Origin of the sequence: Oerskovia rustica (genome assembly GCF_014836555.1) — a bacterium.
Lineage (GTDB): Bacteria > Actinomycetota > Actinomycetes > Actinomycetales > Cellulomonadaceae > Oerskovia > Oerskovia rustica.
The window spans coordinates 13,681-14,710 of the sequence record NZ_JACSQQ010000001.1; the positions used below are offsets into that span (position 1 = coordinate 13,681).

At 73.7% G+C, this 1,030-nt stretch carries 1 protein-coding gene; it reads right to left on the bottom strand.

All coding sequences use genetic code 11. From position 1 onward, the window contains the following. Positions 1–28: 28 nt before the first annotated feature. The gene (locus H9652_RS00035) at positions 29–976 is read right to left on the bottom strand and encodes a tetratricopeptide repeat protein (RefSeq protein ID WP_191794095.1); all 948 of its coding nucleotides are present in this window, start codon (positions 974–976) and stop codon (positions 29–31) included. Between the last annotated feature and the right edge of the window lie 54 nt (positions 977–1,030).

The window sequence follows — 1,030 nt, forward strand, 5'->3', positions numbered from 1 at the left end:
CCCCCCCGTCGTGCGTGGTTCGCGGGTGTCAGTACAGGTTGATCGCCAGGAGCTGGCGTGCCTTGCCGACCCGGGGGTCGGCGGGGCCGAGGATCTCGAAGTAGTCGACGAGCCGACGGCGCAGCGTCTCCTTGTCCTCGGCGCTCGACCCGGGCAGCAGGTCGAGCAGGCGCCCGAAGGCGTCCTCGATCTTGCCCCCGAGGACGTCCAGGTCCGCGACGTCGAGCTGCGCCTGGAGATCGGTGGGCCGGGACGCCGCGGCGTCGCGCGTGGCCTGCAGATCCAGGTCGCGCGTGCGGCGCAGCAGCCCCACCTGTGCGAGACCGGCCGTCGCGAGGTGGTCGCGCGGGTCCTGTTTGATGGCCTTCTCGTACGCCGCGACGGCCGCGTCGAAGTCGTCGCGCTCGATCGCGTCGTACGCCTCCTGGTGCAGCGGCGGCAGCTCGGGCTCGGGAGCCGGGGCCTCCGCAGCCTCGGCCGCGGGGGCTCCTCCCTGGGCGGGCGCACGGCCCGTGACGCCGTTGCCCTCGGCGATCTGCAGCACCTGCTCCAGGACCGCACGGACCTGGTCCCCCGCGGCCGCGCCCTGGAACAGCGGGACCGGCTGGCCGCCGACGATCGCGACGACCGTCGGGACGCTCTCGACCTGGAAGGCGGCGGCGATCTGCGGGTACGTCTGCGCGTCGACCCGGCCCAGGAGGAAGCGCCCGGCGAACTCCTCGGCGATCGCGCCGAGCTCGGTGCCGAGCTGCGCGTTCGCCTGGTCCGTCGGGATCCAGAGCAGGACCACGACGGGGTACTGCGTCGAGTCCTGCACGAGCTGCGGGAACGACTCCTCGGTCACGTCGACGACGTAGCCACCGGCCTCGGGCGCGCCACCAGGAGCGCCGGGCGGAGGGGCCGTCGGACGGTTCAGGGACGACAGGTCGACGGCACCGCGGACGTCGAAGTTCGGCTGCTGGCTCGGTTGGCTCATGGCTACATCCTATGAAGAATCCGGCCGCGCGCCGCGCGTCCGCCGCCGGGCGGC